This window comes from Prosthecobacter sp. (assembly GCF_044227185.1).
Lineage (GTDB): Bacteria > Verrucomicrobiota > Verrucomicrobiia > Verrucomicrobiales > Verrucomicrobiaceae > Prosthecobacter.
This window is the reverse complement of the sequence record NZ_JBGAFO010000006.1, coordinates 379,308-395,827: the sequence shown is the minus strand read 5'-3', so window position 1 is coordinate 395,827 and position 16,520 is coordinate 379,308. Positions and strand designations below refer to the sequence as shown.

Below are 16,520 nucleotides of genomic sequence, written 5' to 3'. Positions count from 1 at the left end.
TTGTCAGGCGGATTTCTTGGGTGGCACGGGAGGAGGGGCGGGCGGGGCCGCGGGGATGGCGCCCGGCGGGGGCGGCGGGATCTTGCCGCGGTACTTGGCAAAGAGGTTGAGGTCCAGGTTCCCGCGGCCGGGGATGGGCAGCTTGCCCACGCGCACCTTGTAGTCGTTTTCCGCGCGTCCCGCGCCGTTGTTGAAGGCGGACTGGCCGTCATCGCGAATGAGGAAGAGAATGAGAGATTTCGGGTCCTTGGCCACCTCGGTGAGGAAGTAATTGTAGGCCACGTCCGCCACCACCACGGCCGCGGAGGCGCTGAGGCGGTAGTCCTCCCCCCAGGCGCCGAGGATTTTCAGCGAGCCGTTCGAGGCTTCGACAAAGTAAACCTTGGTGTCCGCGGCCATGCCGCCGCCGGAGGGCTGCACAACGACCGGCGGCACCTTCTTGTCCGGCGGCACCTCGCGCTTCTTCAGCTCCGCCATGAGCGCGGCGATCTCCTTTTTGCTCTCCGCCTGCTGCTGCTTCATGCCCTCGATTTCGAGCATCAGGTCATCCAGCTCCTTCTGCATCTTCTGGCTGATCTTCTGGTTCTGCTCCTGCAGTTCCTTGGAGGTGCTGAGCAGCTTGCGCAGCTTCACAAAGCGCTGCTCCTTTTCCTCGATCTGCTTTTTCAGCTCCTCCAGCGTCTGCAGCTTCTCCTTGAGCACGACGTCCAGCGCCTTGCGTTCCACGATCTCCTTGCGCATGCGCTTCGCATCCTGCGCCATCTGCACCTCCTCCTGCGTGCGCCCCTCGGTCTGCTGGGTCTGCGACACGCACAGCACCACGATGATGAGGATGAGCACCCCGATCAGCGAGCAGAGAATATCCAGAAACGGGACCAGGAGGATCTCGTCTTTGGCGGCATGTCGGCGCTTTGCCATGAGGGATGAGCAGTGGTGAAACTGAAGGGGCTACTTGCTGCTGAACCAGCCTTTTTTCTTCACCTGATGGATGAGTACCTGCTTGCCGCCGAGTTCGGTGAGCACGTTGTTCAGGCCCTGGATGCCGGTGGCCAGCGCACGCGTGTACTCCGTGGTGGTCTTGACGCTGTCCTTCACTGCATTGGTGAGATCCTCGCGCATGCGGTTCATCGCCATGCCAAACTCCGCATCCACGCGCTGCTGATGCGCCGCGGCCCGCTTGTCCAGATTGTCCGCCTGCTCCTTGATCTGCTTGGAGAGGGCGTTCAGGTCCACCAGGAAGTCCTTCTGCGCATTGGCCACGGCCTTCACCAGCGTGTCCATGACGCCGGCGGTGTCTCCACCCGCGATGCTGCCGCCGTCATTGAGGCGTGGCAGCAGCACTTCATTGCAGAAGGCGTCGATGTCATTGAGGCAGTCGTCCTCCGCCTTCATCATGCCGTTGAGCGGGAAGTTCAGCGTCATGGCCAGCACCAGGCCGAGCAGGGTGGCGTCAAACGCCGTTCCCAGGCCGCCCGTCACCGTGCCCAGTGTCGAGGTCACCTGCTTGAGGTCGGTCATGTTGCTGAAGTTCATCCCGCCGATCGCGTGCGAAAGACCGATAACCGTGCCGATGAACCCCAGGATGGGGATGGCCCAGAGGAAGGCTTTGAGGAGCGAATAACTGCCGCCGATGCGCATGCCGTCGATGTCAGACTGGCTGGAGAGCATGTTGGAAACATCACCCGTGTTTTGCTTCACCTCGAAAAGCTCCAGCGCCTTGCGGATGCGGTTCACCATCATGCTGTCGCGCAGGCGGTGCGGGAGTTTGTAGAGGTTGTCGATGAACTGGCCCACGTTGTCGCGGTTGATCTCCGCACCCAGCTCCCAGGGAAGCACATCCAGGAGGAGGGCCTTGCGCTGATGGTTGAGCTTCTGCAGCTTCAGGTAGAGGATGGACATGGCCCACGTGAAGAACAGCGTGTTCATGAAGCTCACCAGCATGTGCTTGAAGAACAGCGAGGCCACAAACTGCATGCCGGTGTATTCCGCGGCCGGGACGCTGTCCGGCGCCTTGAAGGGATAGAGAATGCCGATCCAGGTGAGGAACAGCACAAAGCCGATGCCGAAGCTCAGGAATCCGTTGGGATTGGTGGGGTCGATTTCCTCCCACCCGCCGCGCTCACCGCGCTCCGGAGTACCGGTGGCCGGGGGCTGGTCCGGAGCGGAGGCGCCGTGCTCATACTCGGCGCCGAAGGCGTCATTCTCAGCGGGAGCCGGGCCCGTGGAGGCCGGCGGTGTCACGCCGCTGGGAGGTGGCAGGCCGGAAGGCGGCGGCAGTGCGGCGGGATTGAGGGCGGGAATGCTCAGCTTGGTATTGCAGCCGGGGCAGCGGACAATTTTACCGGCCATTTCCGGCTCCGCTTTGAGCTGCATGTCACATGAGGGGCATTTGAACGTCACAGGTGATTTCCTCCGAGGTATGAATTGAAAAGGGTGCTCTGCTATTTAGCGAAAGCCATACACCTTCCACAAGGCATTTCTTGGGATGAAGTTCACATGGGCGACAAAGATACCAAAGAATCAGTCAAAGGTATCGATTTTGACCATGCGGCCCCGCTCAGAGCAGCTCTTCAACGAAGCGCTTCGAATCAAACGGCTGGAAGTCCTCCACGCGCTCTCCCAGCCCGATGAAACGGGTGGGCACGCCGAGCTCCTGCTGGATCGCCACAAGCACGCCGCCCTTGCCGCTACCATCCAGCTTGGTGACGATGACACCGGTCAAAGGAATCGCTTTATGAAATTCCCGCGCCTGCTGCAAAGCATTGGAGCCGGTGGTGGCATCGCAGACGAGCAGCACCTCATGCGGTGAGGTGGGATCTTTGCGCCCGAGAATGCGGTGAATCTTCTTCAGCTCCTCCATCAGGTTGTGCTTCGTGTGCAGACGGCCGGCGGTGTCGCAGATCAGGAAGTCCGCCTGCGTTTTCAGCGCCGTTTCGTAGCCGTCAAAACAGACGGAGGCCGGATCGCCATTCGGCGGACCTTTGACCAGGGGAATCTTCAGACGCTCCGCCCAGACGGTGAGCTGCTCCACGGCGGCGGCACGGAAGGTGTCTGCCGCGGCGAGCACCACCTTGTGGCCCCGCTTGTGCAGCAGGCTGGCCAGCTTCGCGGTGCTCGTGGTCTTGCCGGTGCCGTTCACACCCACGATGAGCAGCACCTTCGGCTTCCCGGCCGCGGGCTCCAGCGGCGGCACGGACTCCGGCAAAATTTTACGCACATGCTCGCGCGCCACCTGCACGATGTCCGCGCCGTGCAGCGTGCGCTGGCGGGACTTCAGGTCTGTGACGATCTGCAGCGCCAGCCGCGGCCCCAGATCTCCGGAGATGAGCATGGCTTCGAGTTCATCCCAGTCGATGTCGGGCTTGGTGAAACGCTGGATGAGAGATTTGAAAAAGCCGGCCATCTTGAAAATTTATGGGAATCAGGGTTGTTGAAGGGCGGAAAGAATGACGAAACCATAATGAGGAATGACGAATGAATGTCCAAGCCTGAAGCGGCCTTGGGTCATTCGGACTTCATTCGTCATTCGCCATTCTGGTTTCGTCATTCGAATCGGCGGAGGCTCCGCCGCAATCAGCGTTTTCTAAGAAGCTTGAGCTGTGGGCGCAGGCGCCCCCGGTTTCCGCAGGGACTTCGCCAGCTTGTCGAGCACGCCATTCACGAACGAACCCGACTCCCCGGCGCTGAGCGCCTTGGCGATGTCGATGGCCTCGTTCAAAATCACCGGCGTGGGCACTTCCGGGCAGTACAGCAGCTCATAGGACGCCACGCGCAGCACATTGCGGTCCACCGCGGCCAGACGCTCAAAACTGAAGTTTTCAAGCAGCCCGGTGATGCCGGTGTCGATCTGCTCCTGATGATTGAGCACGCCTTTGATGAGGCTTTCGGCAAAGGCTCGGGTGGAGGTCTTCGCGCTGTGCAGCGTCCAGAACACCTCCGCATCCTCGGGCTTGGCCTCCCCCTGAAGGTCACGGGCAAAGAGAAACTGAATGGCGGCCTCGCGGCCTTCGCGGCGTCTTCCCATGATGTTACGCGTGGTCGATGGGTTCGCCGGCAAAGGTGGCCTTCATTTTGCCAAACAGGTTGATCATTTTGACGCAGGTCTGCGCGGCTTCCGTGCCGCGGTTGATGGTGGCGCCCAGGCAGCGCTCCTCCGCCTGCTCCTCCGTGCTCACCAGCAGCACTTCATGGATGACCGGGATGCAGTGGCGCACGGCCATCTGCTGCAGGGCATCGGTCACAGATGCACCCACCAGATCGGCATGCTCCGTGGAACCGCGGATGATGACGCCGAGCGTGATCACCGCGTCCGGAGAACTGCCGCGCAGCACATGCTCCACGCAGACCGGAATCTCGAAGGCGCCGGGCACGCGATAGACGTCAATGGAGGCGTTCGGGGCGATGATTTCGATCTCCTCTTTGGCCGCATTGAGCAGGCCTTGGACGAACTGGTTGTTGTACATCGAAGCAACGATCGCGATGCTGATCGGCTCCTGGGTGGGACGTGGACGGCTGGAGGCGTAATTGGACATATGACAAAATGACGAAATCAAAGAGGAATGACGAATGCTCAGAGGGGAAGGGGTGAAAAGTAAGGTTGTGGAGTTTCAGAGGGAAAGCGATTGGCTCATTCGGCATTCATTCGTCATTCCTCATTCTGGTTTCGTCATTCAAAGCTTATGCCCCATCTTCTTCTTCTTGGTCTCAAGGTAGCGGGCGTTCTCGGGCTTGGGCGGAGATTTGACGGGGACCTGCTCGACGATTTCGAGCTTGTGACCTTCCAGTCCCACGACCTTGCGCGGGTTGTTGGTCATGAGCAGGATCTTGCGCACGCCCAGGTCGGAGATGATCTGCGCGCCAATGCCGTAGTCGCGCAGGTCCATGGGAAAGCCGAGCTTTAGATTCGCCTCCACCGTGTCAAAGCCCTGCTCCTGGAGCTTGTAGGCCATGATCTTTCCGTGCAGGCCGATGCCGCGCCCCTCATGGCCGCGCATGTAAACAATGATCCCCTTCCCCGCCGCCGCGATGTGGCGCATGGCGGCGTGGAGCTGGCTGCCGCAGTCGCAGCGGCGTGAGGAAAACACATCTCCCGTGAGGCACTCGCTGTGCACGCGCACCAGCACCGGCTCGTCCGGGGTGATGTCCCCCATCGCAAGCGCCACGTGGTGCACGCCATCCAGGCTGCTCTTGTAGAGGTGCAGCTTGAAGGTGCCGAAGTCCGTGGGCATGTCCACCACCTCGATCTTTTCCACCAGCTTCTCGCTCAGCCGGCGGTGGGCGATGAGATCCGCGATGCTGCACATCTTGAGCCCGTGCTTCCTGGCAAATTTCTTCAGGTGCGGCAGCCGTGCCATGGTGCCGTCCGCATTCATGATCTCGATGAGCACGCCGGCCTCACGCAGTCCGGCCAGGCGGGCCAGATCCACGGCCGCCTCGGTATGTCCGGCACGCCGCAGCACGCCGCCCGGCTTCGCCACCAGGGGGTTGATGTGCCCGGGCTGCACCAGATCCTCCGGCTTCGTCTCGGCATCCGCCAGCAGGCGGATGGTACGTGTGCGGTCGGCGGCGCTGATGCCGGTGCTGATTCCTTTGGCCGCGTCCACCGTCACGGTGAAGTCGGTGCGGAAGGCCTCGCGGTTCTCCGGCACCATGCTGGCCAGATTGAGCTTTTCCGCGATCTCCAGCGAGACGGGCACGCACAGCATTCCTCCGCCCTGCCGAACCATGAAGTTCACCATCTCGGCGGTGATCTTTTCCGCCGCGCAGATCAGATCCCCCTCGTTTTCACGGTCTTCGTCATCGGTGACGATGACCATGCGGCCAGCGCGAATGTCTGCGAGCACAGACTCCACGGAGTCGAAAGCGGATTCCTTTTTGCGGGGCATGGGAGAGGTGGAAAAGAGCCGGTGCCGCAGGGTGCGGCGTCAGGGGCGGATGATGTAACCGGGGTGTGCACTGTTTTCCAGTGCGAGTTGGTTTTTCGTTGCCGCGAGAGACAAGCTTCGCGTAATGTCCGGCATGCCTCCTCCAACCAAAGTCAAGCGCCCGTCTTCCGTGACGGTGGGGGAGTTTTTCAGCCTCAATGAAAAATCGCTCAAGCTCAAGCTGATCGGCAGCGATGCGGGCTACAGCCGCAAGATCAACGAGCCCTCCGTGAACCGGCCCGGGCTCGCGCTTTCGGGGTTTTTCACCTACTTTGCCTACAAGCGGGTGCAGGTGATCGGCAACTCCGAGCACTCCTTCCTCGAGGGGCTGGACCCCCGGCTGCGCGCCGCCCGCTTCAGCCAGCTCTGCTCCTGGGACATTCCCTGCATTGTGGTGGCACGCGGACACCGCATTGACGACGAATTAATCCAGATCGCCAACAGCGCGGGCATCTCCGTGTTTCAGACCAGCATGATGACCATGAAGTTCCTCAATGCCGCCACCATCAAGCTGGAGTGGGCCTTTGCCCCCACCCTGTTGGTGCACGGCTGCCTGGTGGACGTGCAGGGCCTGGGCGTGCTGATCCAGGGTGAAAGCGGCTGCGGCAAGAGCGAAAGCGTGATCGGCCTGCTGCAGCGCGGCGCCAGCCTGGTGGCGGATGATGCCGTGCGCCTGCGCCTGATCGAGGACCGCGAAGTCGTGGGCTCCGCGCCGGACATCACCCGCGGGATGATCGAAATCCGCGGGCTGGGCATCCTCAACGTGGCCGCGCTCTTTGGCGTCAGCGCCGTGCGTCTGAGCAAGCGGCTGGACCTGATCGTGGAGCTCGTGCGTGGCACCAAGACCGAGGACCTGGAGCGCGTCGGGGTCAATGCCGACACCCGGGAGATCATGGGGTTGAAGATCGGCCGTGTGGCCCTGCCGGTGGAGCCGGGGCGGGACGTGGCCGGCCTGATCGAACTGGCTGCAATCAACTTCAAGCTGCGCACGTTTGGCTATAACAGCGCGGTAGAGTTTGACCAAAGGTTGTTGAAAAAGATGACGGATGATCAATTAGGTTAAGCGTAGCTCCTCACCCACCCACCATGAGCATCCAAAAAGAACTCACGATCCGCAACAAAATGGGCATGCACGCACGCCCGGCGGCGCAGTTCGTCAAGCGTGCCAGCAAGTATCAGTGCGATGTCTGGGTGGAGAAGGACGACGAACCCGTGAACGGCAAGAGCATCATGGGCCTCATGATGCTGGCCGCCGGACGTGGCGAAAAGATCAAGATCATCGCCGACGGCAACGACGCCGAAGCCGCCGTGGCCGACCTCGAAGAACTCGTCACCTCCGGCTTCGGCGATGCGGAGTGAAAAGGAATTGATGATTTGGGAAACCCAGGTCCGAGATGCGGCTGGGCCGTCCGGGAAATCATAAATCATAAATCATAAATAGCCCGCGCCCTCACTTCTTCCCCGGCTCCACCACACGTGGAGACACGCGGATTTCAGTCTCATCCCGTTCTTCCACAGGGGCCTGCGGCGGCTCCTTCAGCAGCTGCAGCATCATCACGCCGATGAGGTAGATCAGCCCCCCGCCGATGCCGGCACCGATGGCGATGAACCGCCGCTGCCAGGTATGCTCCCGGTCAATGGCCCACCAGAAACGCATGCAGAACAGGATCCAGATGATGCTGGCGCCTAAGACAAGGAAGTGGCCGGAAGTCATGGGGAGGAATCTGGAGGCGGAATGGACCGCCAGCGACTGAAAAAACAAAACCCCGCACACGGCGGGGCTTTGCACACATCGAGCTGTAACAATCTGGAAGCGATTAACGCTTGGAGAACTGGAAGCGCTTGCGGGCGCCTGGGCGGCCGGGCTTCTTACGTTCCTTGGCGCGGGAGTCACGGGTGAGCAGGCCGTTCTGCTTCAGCACGCCGCGGAGCTCAGGATTCACGCCGATCAGCGCACGGGCGATGCCGAGGCGGACTGCGCCGACCTGGCCGGTGCTGCCACCGCCGCTGGCGTTCACTTTGAAATCATAGGTCTGGCGGGAGTTCGTCAGCGCCAGAGGGAAAAGGATCTGGTTCTGCAGGGCGACGGTCGGGAAATACTCCTCGAAGTCGCGGCCGTTGACGGTGATGCTTCCGGCTCCTTCAGTGATGAAGACGCGGGCGATGGCGGTCTTGCGGCGGCCTGTGGCGGTTTTGAGAGGCTTGCTCATGCGATGGGGTGACAGTAAAAATTAGGCGATGGCGAAGGGCTTCGGATTCTGCGCCTCATGCGGATGCTCGGCGCCTTCGTAGATCTTCAGCTTGCCCAGCACGGAACGGCCCAGGCGGTTGTGCGGGACCATGCCCTTCACGGCGCGCTCCACAAGAAGCTGCGGACGGCGGGCGCGCACGCGCTCGACGTTTTCAATCTTCTGATTGCCGACGTAGCCGGCCTTGGAGGTGTAAATCTTCTGCTGCTCCTTCTTGCCGGTCACACGGACTTCAGCGGCATTGAGAACGACCACGAAGTCACCGGTGTCCACGTGGGGGGTGAAGGTGGGCTTGGTTTTGCCGCGCAGGAGGTTGGCGGCTGCGACTGCGACATCTCCAAGAACCTGGTTCTTGGCGTCGATGACCCACCATGTGGGGGTATGCTCCTGGGCTTTGGCTGAAAACGTCTTCATTGAATGCTGTGTACGAGAAATCTTCCGAGTGGGAAAGAAGGGGGCCGCGATGGTAAGGGGATTGGCCGGGGTGTCAAGGTCGAAACCAAGTTATTCACAATGAAAAAAGCCCCCGCCACCGCCTTTTTGCCGAATCCGACACATAACTCTCACTTCCGCCACAGCCATTTCATCGCCTCCGGGAAGAGACTCGCCCCCTGTTTGCTGTTATGCGCCCCGTCGCCAAAGGTGAAAGTGAAGTCATACTTCTGGTAAGCCAGCGCCGCAGCCATCTGCTTGTTGGCCAGCGGCCAGTTGCCAAAGGGATTGTCCAGATCGCTGCTGCCATCCTGAAGATACACGCGCAGCGGCTTGCGCTCCGTCAGCCGGATGATGGAGGGATACACATGCCCGCCCGCCAGATCCACATAGCTGCCGATCGTGGAGAACACCTTGCGAAACTTGTCCGACCGCTCCCACGCCACCGTGAAGGCGCAGATCGCACCGCTGCTGGCTCCCGCAATGGCCCAGCCTTCCGGGTTGTCCGTCAGCTTGTAGTCCTTCTGCACCTGCGGAATGATTTCCTCCAGCAGGAAGCGCGCATAGGTGTCTCCCAGCGTGTTGTACTCCTTGCCACGGTTGTTGTTCTTCCACGCACTCCTGCGGCTTCGTCTCGCCACTGTGCCCCGGGTTGATGAAGATGGCGATCGTTGGCTGCATATCGCCGCTGGCGATGAGGTTATCAAACACCACCGGCACCCGCCACGCGCCCTTCACTCCCACGTAATCATGGCCGTCCTGAAACACCATCAGATTCGCCGGCTGCTCCGCCTTGTACTGCGCCGGCACATAGATCCACCAGTCCCGCTTCGTGCCCGCATAGATCTTCGACTCATGCACCGGCATGGCAATCACCTTCCCTTTGGGCACTTCCGCTTTCTCTTGCGAAAGAGGGCCAAGCTGGTAGTCATCGACGGCTAGAACCGGGATAACAATGGAAAGAAAAAGGGGCAGCAGGAGCAGGAGACGTGAAGCCATGGCGCGCCACTTTGAGGATGAGCCATACAGGAGTCAAGAAGGGAGCTCCCATGATGATGAGGGCTCCAGCTTTCTCGACCGTCCGTGGCGCTTTTTGGACTTCCGCAGGAACAAGGGAGCATTACGGCCCACGTGAGGACGCGAATCCGGCGGCTATTCCAGCCAGTTCTCCAACTTCAGACCGGGAACCTTGGCGAAGTCGCCAGTGTTCCGCGTCAGGAGCGTGGCGTCATGAGCCAGCGTGATAGAGGCGATCTTGAGGTCGTTTGAACCGATGCGGACGCGCTGCTTCTTCAGGCTTTCGAAGGCGGCGGATGATTCTTCATCCAGTGAGAGGATCGTCCACCGCGCGAGACTTTCGATGGTACGAATCAGGCGGGCATAGGCGCTGATCTGATCGCGAGGACGCGTTTGACGGTGAATCTCTGCCAGCCAGCCACGCACTTGCTCCTCGCACGTCACAGCGGTGATCACCGCATCCTCGTGGCTTTGTTCCAGACGACGCAGCAGGCGCAGGCCGGACGGCGAGCGAACCTCCAGTTCGCTGGGGTGATCTGTATCGAGCACCAGCATGAGGAGAGGACTAAAGGATCAAGCCCCTCTCGCGGCCTTGCTCCACCGGGCGCCTAGCTTGAATGCACGGCGGGTCATGGCATCGTCCGGCAACGAACCCACGGTGCTCTTCCAGTCTTTTTTCACAGGAGGGTGTCCCAGCACCTGCTCCCGCAGCGCCGCGAACTCCAGCTCCAGCGTGGCGAGACGCTTGCTAACTGTTGGGCGTTTGGTTGAGGCTTTGCTCATGCGGTGATATTAACAGCCGAAAAGGAACTGTTCCACAGGTATTCGAGATCGGAAACACTGCTGTTCCCGGTGATCAAATCACGCAATCCGCCCGCAGCACTGCTTGTACTTCTTCCCGCTGCCGCAGGGGCAGGGGTCGTTGCGGCCGATGTTGGTGAGTTTCGGCCTTGGCTTGGCGCCGCCGGCGGCGGCGCTGGGAAGGATGAGGCGGGGGCCGTCGCGGCCGGGATTGGGGGCGGCTTCCTCCCTCTCCTCCTCTTCCTCGCGTTGCTGCGCGGTGGACTCCCCGCTCTGCTGTAGGACCATCTGGGCCAGGAACTGCTCAAAGGCGGCGAGCTGCTGCGTGCTGCGGAAGAGATTGCCCAGGACCTCGCCGTTGATGTTGTTCATCAGCTCCGCGAAGATGGTGAAGGCCTCCTGCTTGAACTCGATGAGCGGGTCTTTCTGGCCGTAGGTGCGCAGGTTCACGCCTTCCTTCAGGGCGTCCAGGGCGAAGAGGTGCTCCTGCCAGAGGCGGTCGATGGCATTGAGAAGAATCATCTTCTCGATCTCCTGCAAGGCCGTGGGATTCGCGTTGCTGACTTTGACGTCGTAGGCGCCAAGGATCTTGTCTTTGAGATACGCTGCCTTGGCATCGAAATCGAGGGCCTTGAACTCCTCGTCAAACACACGCAGGCCGATGGGGAAGGTCGTGTTCACCCAGGAAAGCAGGCCGTCATAATCCACGTCGTCCGCATCCTTCACGTCCTTCGGCACAAAGGCGCCAAGGCGTTCGGTGATGCCCTTTTCCACCGCCTCATTGATGAGGATGCGGGTGTCGTTGCTGTTGAGCACGTCGTTGCGCCACTCATAGACGACTTCGCGCTGCTGGTTCATCACGTCATCGTATTCCAGCACGCGCTTGCGCCAGACGTAGTTGCGCTGCTCCACGCGCTTCTGCGCGGTCTCCACGCTGCGGTTCAGCCAGGGGTGCTGCAGCTCCTCGCCCTCCTTCATGCCAAAGCGCTCCATCATCTTCGTCATGCGCTCGGCGGCGCCGAAGTTGCGCATGAGGTCGTCTTCAAAGCTGAGGAAGAACTTGCTCTCGCCGGGGTCTCCCTGACGGGCCGAACGCCCGCGAAGCTGGCGGTCCACACGGCGGCTTTCGTGACGCTCCGTGGCCAGCACGTAGAGGCCGCCGAGTTCGGCCACGCCTTCGCCCAGCTTGATGTCGGTACCGCGACCGGCCATGTTGGTGGAGATCGTCACGGCGGCGCGGTGTCCGGCGCGTGCCACGATCTCCGCCTCCTGGCGGTGATACTTCGCATTCAGCACGTTGTGGGTGATCTTCTGCAGCTTCAGCAGGCGGGAGACCATTTCAGAGGCCTCCACGCTGGCGGTGCCCACCAGCACGGGCTGGCCCTTGGCATTCAGCTCGCGGATGAGCTCCACCACGGCGGTGAATTTCTCACGGCGGGTCTTGTAGATGCTGTCGTTGTGGTCCTTGCGCTTCACCGGCCGGTTGGTCGGAATGGTGAGCACGTCCAGGTTGTAGATGTCGTGGAATTCGGCGGCGTCCGTTTCGGCGGTGCCGGTCATGCCGCCCAGCTTTTGGTACAGGCGGAAGTAGTTCTGAATGGTGATGGTGGCCAGCGTCTGCGTCTCGGCGTCGATCTGCACGCCTTCCTTCGCTTCCACCGCCTGGTGCAGGCCGTCGCTCCAGCGGCGTCCGGCCATCTTGCGGCCCGTTTGCGCATCGACGATGATCACCTTGTTCTCTTCGACGACGTATTCCACGTCCTTCTCATAAAGGCAGTAGGCGCGCAGAAGCTGGCTGATCTGGTGGATGCGCTGGCCCTGGTGGGAGAGGCGGTCCTGCATCTCGCTCTTCTTGCGGCTGCGGGCTTCTTCAGAGAGCGTCGCATCGCCGTCGATCTCCGAATAAATGGTGGCGATATCCGGCAGCACGAAGGCGTCCGGCTCGTCGGGGTTGAGGAAGTTGCGCCCCATTTCGGTGAGGTCGGCGTCGTGGGATTTTTCCTCGATGAAGTAGTACAGCTCCTCCTTGAGCTTGAAGAACTCCACCTTCTGCGTGTCCGCATAGAGGGAGAGCTCGGACTTTTCCATGGCGCGGCGCAGCTCGGGCTCCTCCATGGCGCGCATGAGGGCGCGGTTCTTCGGCTGGCCCATGTGCACCTGGAAGAGCTTCTTCCCGGCCAGCTCCATGTCGCCCGCGGCGGCGTTTTCCTTCGCCTCGGTGATCAGGCGGTTGCACAGCGTGTTCTGACGGCGCACGAGCTGCTCCACCAGGGGCTTGTAGCGCTCGTACTGGTGGTTGCTCTCGGCCGCCATGACGGGGCCGCTGATGATGAGCGGCGTGCGCGCCTCATCGATGAGCACGGAGTCCACTTCGTCCACGATGGCAAAGTAGTGCCCGCGCTGCACCTGCTGCTCCTTGCTGGAGGCCATGCCGTTGTCTCGCAGGTAGTCAAAGCCGAACTCGCTGTTCGTGCCGTAGGTGATGTCGCAGACGTACTGCTCCCGGCGGAGGTGGCTGGGCTGGTCGTTCTGAATGCAGCCCACGGTGAGGCCCAGGAATTTGTACAGGCTGCCCATCCACTCGCTGTCGCGTCGGGCCAGGTAGTCGTTCACGGTGATCACGTGCACGCCGCGGCCGGTGAGCGCATTCAAATACACGGGCAGGGTGCCCACGAGCGTCTTCCCTTCCCCGGTCGCCATTTCGGCGATCATCCCGCGGTGCAGCGCCACCCCGCCGATGAGCTGCACGTCGAAGTGCACCATGTTCCAGCCCAGCGGCTGGTCGCAGACGACAATCTCGCGTCCGCACATGCGGCGGGCGCCGTTTTTCACCACGGCGTAGGCTTCGGGCAGGATGTCATTGAGCATCTTCTGCTCGATGGCGGCAAAGTCGGGCTGGATGGCGTTCCAGGCTTCGCGGGCGCGGTCAATGCGTGCCTTCTTGTCGTCTAGAGCGGCGCTGCGCCAGGCGGCGGAGGCAAGGTAATCACTCTCCAGCGCGGGAAAGTGCGGCTTCAGCGCGGTGAAGTATTTCTCCACCGCTTCCAGGCAGGCGTCCACCGCAGCTTCATCGGCGATGCGCAGGCCCACACCACCGAGAAACGGCGGGGTGTGGAAGGCCTGGAACTGCTGCTGCCATTTCTGCGTGCGCTCCCGCAGCGCCTCCTCCGGCTCGTTTTGAAGCTGCGCTTCGATGCGGTTGATCTCGAGCACCACAGGTTGAAGCTTGCGCACGGTGCGCTGGTTCTTGGTGCCGATGATTTTTTTGATGATCCAGTTGAACATGGGAAATGGGAATACGCCTCCCGGCGCACAATGGCCGGGTCGGGGGGAGGCCGAATGTGGCGGATGTCAGCCAGTGCGCAAGGACTCAAACAGCCTGTCTCGTCGAGGCGGGGCGGAACACCAGCTCCTTCACGCGGCGCGGAATCATGGCGCTTTTCACCACTTCCGGCTTCACGCTGCGCAGGAAATCGAGCAAAATCACCGGCGATTCCACGATCATCCGCTCGATCTGGTCGCGCCGGTGCGTCCAGCGTGAATTGCGGTGCAGGTAGTCCAGATCGGCCAGGATTTCATCGACATCTCCCTCGCTGAAGCCGGCGAGCTGGAACGCATAGGGGTCGTAGAGAGGCATGGCGGCGGGCGGTGAGGACGCGCTGATCAAAACGAGGATGCGTGATCCCACAAGCGCTTCCACATTCATTTTTCTGGCAACAAAAAAGATTGCGGCAGGTTGTGATGTAGCTTTTCGGCCCGCTTCACGTTTACTGGCAGCTCATGCCCCGCATTCTCTGGCAAAACACCGACATCACCTGGCTCGCCGTCCTGGTGGTTGTGGCTGTCTTCGGGCTGCTCTGGCTGGGCTACCGCCGTTCCCCCCTGCGCGGCTGGCGCAAACTGGCGGCCGTCGCCTGCAAGCTGGCCGCCCTGGCCCTGCTGGCGCTCTGCCTGCTGGACCCGCTGTGGACGAAGCAGCAGCCAAAGAAGGGGGAAAACGAAGTCATCGTCCTGGTGGACAACAGCGCCTCCCTGGAAACCGCGGAGAAAGCCGGCGCGCCCACCCGCGCCGCCCAGGTCACCGCTGCACTCAATGCCGGCGCTGAAGACGCGGTGTGGATCAAGTCCCTCAGTGAAGACTTCCGGCTGCGCCTCATGACCGCCGGCTCGCAGACGCAGAGCGTGCCGCACTTCCGCGCGCTGAAGTTTGACGGCTCCCGCTCGGACCTCTGCCGCACCCTCATGTCTCTGCGCAATGGCGGCACCAACCTCGCCGCCGTGGTGCTCATCAGCGATGGCAATGCCACCGATGCCTCCATCTGGAAGACGGAGGCCAAAGGCGCGCCCGTCTTCACCGTGCTGGCAGGGAAAAACACTCCCACGCCCGATCTGGCGATCCTGGATGCCACCGTGGCCACCAGCCCCTTTGAAGACGCACCCATCACCATCACCTCCCGCGTGTCCGCCCACGGATTGAACGGCAGGCAGGCCACCCTGGCCGCGCTGGATGAGCAGGGCAAAGCCATCGTGAGCGAAAAAGTCACCTTCAGTGGCGACTCGCCTCAGACGGTGCGCCTGCGCATCCCGGTGGCGAAGCCCGGCATGTCGTTTCACAAGCTCGAGCTCAAGACCGAAGGCGTGCAGGAGGCCACCCTGGCCAACAACACCCGCCTCCTCGCGGCGGACCGCGGCTCCGGCCCCTACCGCGTGCTCTACATCGCCGGACGGCCCAACTGGGAGTACAAATTCCTGCGCCGCGCCATTGCGGGTGATGACGACATCCAGATGCCCAGCCTCGTGCGCATCGCCAAACGAGAGCCGAAGTTTGAATGGCGCGGCCATGCCGGAGAAAGTGCCAATCCCCTTTTCCGCGGCTTTGGTGCGAAGGAAGGCGAGGAGGCGCAGCGCTACGACCAGCCCGTGCTCATCCGCCTTGGCACCCGCGATGCCAAGGAACTCAGCGACGGCTTTCCCAAGGCCGCCGAGGATCTCTTCAGCGAGTACCGCGCCATCATCATCGACGACCTCGAAGCCGGTTTCTTCACCCAGGAGCAGATGCACCTGATCCAGCGCTTCGTCAGCGAGCGCGGCGGCGCGCTGCTCATGCTCGGCGGGCAGGAGTGCTACCAGGCGGGCGGCTATGACCACACGCCGATTGGAAGCATGCTGCCGGTCTATATTGACCGCACCACCACCACCGGCCCCATGCTGGATGCGCGCTTCAATCTCACCCGCGAAGGCTGGCTGGAGTCCTGGATGCGTCTGCGCACGGACCGCGCCGAGGACGAAAAACGCCTGGCCGCCATGCCCGCTTTCTACGCCATCAATCAAACCTTCGCCATCAAGCCCGGCGCCAGCATTCTGGCCACCGTCTCGGATTCCACGCAGACCACCCTGCCCGCCATCGTCTCCCAGCGTTTCGGCGAAGGCCGCGTGGGCAGCGTGATGGTGGCGGACCTGTGGCGCTGGGGCATGAACGACGCGGACTCGCGCAAGGACATGGAGCGCGCCTGGCGTCAGCTCATGCGCTGGCTCGTGGTGGACGTGGCGGACAGCATCACCTTCTCCGCCGAAACCGACGCCGCCGACCGCGAGCGCGTGAAGCTCTCCGTGCGTGTGCGGGACCGCGCCTTCAAGGCCCACGGCGATGCGATGGTGAAGATCGAAGTCACCCAGCCCGACGGCAAAAAGTCCCAGCTCTTCGCCGAGCCCAGCCTCAAGGAGGCCGGACTGTTTGAAACCGAATTTTTCTCCGCGAACTCTGGCAACTACCGCGCCACCGCCAGTGTGGAGGACATGGAGAAGCACACACAGCTCGGCACCAAACTCACCGGCTGGACCTACGGCCCGCAGGCGGAGGAGTTCAGCCGTCTCGCTCCAGACAAAGCCTTTCTGCAGCGCATCGCGGCAGACACCGGCGGCCAGATGCTCGCGCTGGAGGATATCGGCAAAATACCGGAGCTGCTGAAAAACATCCGCGTTCCCGTGGAGGTCACGCTTTCCACACCGCTGTGGCATTCGCCCTGGATCTTCCTCGCGCTCCTGCTGCTCATCGGCGCGGAGTGGGTCTTGCGTAGAAAAGGAGGCATGGCATGAC

The 16,520-nt window shown here is 61.9% G+C and carries 17 protein-coding genes; 3 read left to right on the top strand and 14 right to left on the bottom strand.

Annotation, left to right across the window (positions count from 1 at the left end; translation table 11 throughout):
- Positions 1 to 3 precede the first annotated feature (3 nt).
- From ACILSQ_RS16530 to ACILSQ_RS16505, 6 genes are all read right to left on the bottom strand, one after another.
- A complete protein-coding gene (locus ACILSQ_RS16530) occupies positions 4 to 918 on the bottom strand; it encodes a hypothetical protein (RefSeq protein ID WP_395744759.1) in 915 nt (304 codons plus the stop codon).
- Positions 919 to 948: 30 nt separating this feature from the next.
- Positions 949 to 2,373, bottom strand: coding sequence for a MotA/TolQ/ExbB proton channel family protein (locus ACILSQ_RS16525; protein WP_395744758.1), 1,425 nt, complete (start codon positions 2,371 to 2,373; stop codon positions 949 to 951).
- A gap of 184 nt (positions 2,374 to 2,557) precedes the next feature.
- Positions 2,558 to 3,403 (bottom strand): signal recognition particle-docking protein FtsY, encoded by an 846-nt coding sequence (ftsY, locus tag ACILSQ_RS16520; protein WP_395744757.1) that lies wholly within the window; start codon positions 3,401 to 3,403, stop codon positions 2,558 to 2,560.
- A gap of 180 nt (positions 3,404 to 3,583) precedes the next feature.
- The gene (gene nusB / locus ACILSQ_RS16515; protein ID WP_395744756.1) at positions 3,584 to 4,024 is read right to left on the bottom strand and encodes a transcription antitermination factor NusB; all 441 of its coding nucleotides are present in this window, start codon (positions 4,022 to 4,024) and stop codon (positions 3,584 to 3,586) included.
- 4 nt (positions 4,025 to 4,028) lie between these two features.
- Positions 4,029 to 4,532 (bottom strand): 6,7-dimethyl-8-ribityllumazine synthase, encoded by a 504-nt coding sequence (gene ribH, locus ACILSQ_RS16510; RefSeq protein WP_395744755.1) that lies wholly within the window; start codon positions 4,530 to 4,532, stop codon positions 4,029 to 4,031.
- A 138-nt stretch (positions 4,533 to 4,670) separates the two neighbouring features.
- Positions 4,671 to 5,885 (bottom strand): bifunctional 3,4-dihydroxy-2-butanone-4-phosphate synthase/GTP cyclohydrolase II, encoded by a 1,215-nt coding sequence (locus ACILSQ_RS16505; RefSeq protein ID WP_395744754.1) that lies wholly within the window; start codon positions 5,883 to 5,885, stop codon positions 4,671 to 4,673.
- A 133-nt stretch (positions 5,886 to 6,018) separates the two neighbouring features.
- On the opposite strand from ACILSQ_RS16505, the gene hprK reads away from it, so the two are divergent.
- Together hprK and ACILSQ_RS16495 are read left to right on the top strand one after the other, a co-directional pair.
- Positions 6,019 to 6,987 carry an HPr(Ser) kinase/phosphatase gene (gene hprK / locus ACILSQ_RS16500; RefSeq protein ID WP_395744753.1) on the top strand — a complete coding sequence of 323 codons (969 nt, stop codon included), beginning with the start codon at positions 6,019 to 6,021 and terminating at the stop codon, positions 6,985 to 6,987.
- Between the two features lie 23 nt (positions 6,988 to 7,010).
- Entirely contained in the window at positions 7,011 to 7,283 is a 273-nt protein-coding gene (locus tag ACILSQ_RS16495) for an HPr family phosphocarrier protein (RefSeq protein WP_395744752.1), read from the top strand.
- 91 nt (positions 7,284 to 7,374) lie between these two features.
- Here the strand turns inward: ACILSQ_RS16495 and ACILSQ_RS16490 are convergent, their stop codons facing one another.
- The 8 genes from ACILSQ_RS16490 to ACILSQ_RS16455 form a co-directional block, all read right to left on the bottom strand.
- Complete coding sequence (locus ACILSQ_RS16490; protein WP_395744751.1) at positions 7,375 to 7,638, bottom strand: hypothetical protein; 264 nt, start codon at positions 7,636 to 7,638, stop codon at positions 7,375 to 7,377.
- 103 nt (positions 7,639 to 7,741) lie between these two features.
- On the bottom strand, positions 7,742 to 8,134 hold the full coding sequence (rpsI, locus tag ACILSQ_RS16485; RefSeq protein ID WP_395736162.1) for a 30S ribosomal protein S9: 393 nt from the start codon (positions 8,132 to 8,134) through the stop codon (positions 7,742 to 7,744).
- A 21-nt stretch (positions 8,135 to 8,155) separates the two neighbouring features.
- The gene (rplM, locus tag ACILSQ_RS16480; protein ID WP_395744750.1) at positions 8,156 to 8,587 is read right to left on the bottom strand and encodes a 50S ribosomal protein L13; all 432 of its coding nucleotides are present in this window, start codon (positions 8,585 to 8,587) and stop codon (positions 8,156 to 8,158) included.
- Positions 8,588 to 8,736: 149 nt separating this feature from the next.
- Positions 8,737 to 9,246: an alpha/beta hydrolase gene (locus tag ACILSQ_RS16475; protein ID WP_395744749.1), complete on the bottom strand. Its 510-nt coding sequence runs from the start codon at positions 9,244 to 9,246 to the stop codon at positions 8,737 to 8,739.
- 511 nt (positions 9,247 to 9,757) lie between these two features.
- Positions 9,758 to 10,177, bottom strand: a complete 420-nt coding sequence (locus ACILSQ_RS16470; protein ID WP_395744748.1) for a type II toxin-antitoxin system VapC family toxin — start codon at positions 10,175 to 10,177, stop codon at positions 9,758 to 9,760.
- Between the two features lie 18 nt (positions 10,178 to 10,195).
- Complete coding sequence (locus ACILSQ_RS16465) at positions 10,196 to 10,405, bottom strand: hypothetical protein (RefSeq protein ID WP_395744747.1); 210 nt, start codon at positions 10,403 to 10,405, stop codon at positions 10,196 to 10,198.
- A gap of 78 nt (positions 10,406 to 10,483) precedes the next feature.
- Complete coding sequence (gene secA / locus ACILSQ_RS16460; RefSeq protein WP_395744746.1) at positions 10,484 to 13,708, bottom strand: preprotein translocase subunit SecA; 3,225 nt, start codon at positions 13,706 to 13,708, stop codon at positions 10,484 to 10,486.
- Positions 13,709 to 13,793: 85 nt separating this feature from the next.
- A complete protein-coding gene (locus tag ACILSQ_RS16455; RefSeq protein WP_395744745.1) occupies positions 13,794 to 14,060 on the bottom strand; it encodes a hypothetical protein in 267 nt (88 codons plus the stop codon).
- Positions 14,061 to 14,203: 143 nt separating this feature from the next.
- Between ACILSQ_RS16455 and ACILSQ_RS16450 the strand changes: the two genes are divergently transcribed.
- Entirely contained in the window at positions 14,204 to 16,519 is a 2,316-nt protein-coding gene (locus tag ACILSQ_RS16450; RefSeq protein ID WP_395744744.1) for a hypothetical protein, read from the top strand.
- The last annotated feature ends 1 nt before the right edge of the window (position 16,520 follow it).